3 protein-coding genes are annotated in these 2,380 nt (G+C 69.5%); 1 reads left to right on the top strand and 2 read right to left on the bottom strand.

Features of this window, described 5'->3' with window-relative positions; translation table 11 throughout:
- Both V7D28_RS14915 and pcaF read right to left on the bottom strand, forming a co-directional pair.
- A partial coding sequence (locus V7D28_RS14915) for an acyl-CoA dehydrogenase family protein (RefSeq protein WP_333588168.1) occupies nt 1-509 on the bottom strand: 509 nt, incomplete at its 3' end.
- Between the two features lie 34 nt (nt 510-543).
- A complete protein-coding gene (pcaF, locus tag V7D28_RS14910; protein WP_333588167.1) occupies nt 544-1,752 on the bottom strand; it encodes a 3-oxoadipyl-CoA thiolase in 1,209 nt (402 codons plus the stop codon).
- 122 nt (nt 1,753-1,874) lie between these two features.
- On the opposite strand from pcaF, the gene V7D28_RS14905 reads away from it, so the two are divergent.
- Nucleotides 1,875-2,324 carry a PaaI family thioesterase gene (locus tag V7D28_RS14905; protein WP_333588166.1) on the top strand — a complete coding sequence of 150 codons (450 nt, stop codon included), beginning with the start codon at nt 1,875-1,877 and terminating at the stop codon, nt 2,322-2,324.
- The last annotated feature ends 56 nt before the right edge of the window (nt 2,325-2,380 follow it).

Below are 2,380 nucleotides of genomic sequence, written 5' to 3'. Positions count from 1 at the left end.
CGGGCCATCACCGTGAAGAGGTCGGCCTTGTTGGCGTTGGTGATGTAGCGCTTGGAGCCGTTAAGGACATAGGCGTCGCCGTCCTTCGCAGCGCGGGTCTGAACCGAGGCGGAGTCCGAGCCGGCCTCGGGCTCGGTGAGGGCGAAGGAGGTGATGATCTCGCCCGACGCGATGCCCGGCAGGAACCTGGCCTTCTGTTCGTCGGAGCCGAACATCACCAGGCCCTGGCTGCCGATCCCCACATTGGTGCCGAAGGCCGAGCGGAAGGCCGGGCTGGTCCGGCCGAGCTCCACCGCCACCAGGCACTCGTCCTCCATGGAGAGGTCGAGACCGCCATATTCCGCCGGAATGGAGAGGCCGAAGAGCCCCAGCTCCTTCATCTCGGCGACGACCTCGTCGGGCATGGTGTCGGTTTCCGACACCTGGGCCTCCAGGGGGCGCAGACGTTCGGAGACGAACCGGCGGACGGTGTCGATCAGCTGATCGCGGGTTTCGGCGTCGAGGGCCATGGCGGTCTTCTTCTTGTCTCTGGGAGGTTTCGGGTCAGGGCTTGGCGAGCGCCAGGGCCGAGCCCTGGCCGACGCCGACGCACATGGTGGCGAGCGCCCGCTCGGCGCCCCGCTCCTGCATGGCGCGGGCGGCGGTGAGCGCGATGCGCGCGCCCGACGCGCCCAGGGGATGGCCGATGGCGATGGCGCCCCCGTGCGGGTTCACGTGTTCGGCGTCGTCGGCCAGGCCCCAGGCCCGCGTGCAGGCCAGGGCCTGGGCGGCGAAGGCCTCGTTCAGCTCCACCACGTCGAAGTCCTTGGGCGACAGGCCGAGCCGGGCGCAGAGCTTCTCCACGGCCGGCACAGGACCCACGCCCATGACCCGCGGGGCCACCCCGCCCGAGGCGCCGGCCTCGATACGGGCAATGGGCTCCAGGCCGAGCTTCTGCACCATTTCGGCCGAGGCCAGCAGCAGGGCCGCAGCCCCGTCATTGACGCCGGAGGCGTTGCCGGCCGTCACCGTGCCGTCGGGGCGGACGATGGGCTTCAGACCCTGGAGCGCGTCGAACGTCGTCTCGGGTCGCGGATGCTCGTCGGCGGCGATCACCACCTCGCCCTTGCGGTCCTTCAGGGTGATGGGCGCGATCTCGCCCTCGAAATAGCCGCGGGCCTGGGCCGCGCCATAGCGCTGCTGGCTGCGGGCGGCGAAGGCGTCCTGATCGGCCCGGGCGATCTGATAGTCGGTCGCCACGTTCTCCGCCGTCTCGGGCATGGAATCGACGCCGTAGTCCTTGGCCATCTTGGGATTGACGAAGCGCCAGCCGATGGTGGTGTCGAAGATCTCCGCCGAACGCGAAAAGGCGCTGTCGGCCTTGCCCATGACGAAGGGCGAGCGGGTCATGCTCTCCACCCCGCCGGCGATCACCAGCTCGGCCTCGCCCACGGCGATCATGCGCGCCGCGGCGATGGTGGCGTCCAGGCCCGAGGCGCAGAGCCGGTTGACCGTGAGCCCAGGCACGGAGCTCGGCATGCCGGCCAGCAACAGGGCCATGCGCGCCACATTGCGATTATCCTCGCCGGCCTGGTTGACGCAGCCATAGACCACTTCGTCCACCTGGGCCCAGTCCACCTGGGGCAGGCGCTCCATCAGGGCCTTGATGGGATGGGCGGCCAGGTCGTCGGCCCGCACCTTGGACAGGGCGCCGCCATAACGGCCGATGGGGCTGCGCACACCTGCACAGAGATAGACGGTCCGGCCTTGCATGATCGCTCCTTGCCCCCTAGGCCACGCCCCGAAGCGCGGCCGGTTGTTTCGGGCCGGCAAACTACTGGTCCAAGGCGCGCGGGGCAAACCCGCGCCACAGGCGACATGAGGGGATTTGAGCGATGGACGGCGGCGGCGAAGGATCGAACGGCCTGATCACCGAGGGGGAATGGGCGGGCTGGCGCACCTGGGAAGGGTCTGATCCCTTCGAAGACCATGCGGGCCCCTTCTATTTCCGCCACGATCCCGACGGCACGCCCCGCTGCGCCTTCCGGGCCGAGAAGAAGCACATGAACGGCGGCGGCTTCATGCACGGCGGCTGCATCATGACCTTCGCCGACTTCTCCCTGTTCGTGATCGCCCGCCAGGCGCTGGAGGGCCAGCACAGCGTGACCGCCACCTTCAATGGCGAGTTCGTCGGCGCTGTGCCCTTAGGCTCGCTGGTGGAATGCACGGGCGAAGTGGTGCGCGCGGCCCGTTCCATGGTCTTCGTCCGGGGCCTGATCACCGCGGGCGGAGAGAACGTCATGAGCTTCTCGGGCGTCATCAAGAAGCGGGGGCCGCGTCGCTGACCCTTCGCCCCGACATTTGCGCCTGACCCTTGCCCCTGGGGCGCGCGCCCCCACCT

It is taken from the genome of Phenylobacterium sp. (assembly GCF_036723115.1).
Lineage (GTDB): Bacteria > Pseudomonadota > Alphaproteobacteria > Caulobacterales > Caulobacteraceae > Phenylobacterium.
Note: the sequence above shows the minus strand (reverse complement) of the source record. Positions and strands in the feature narration are given on the sequence as shown.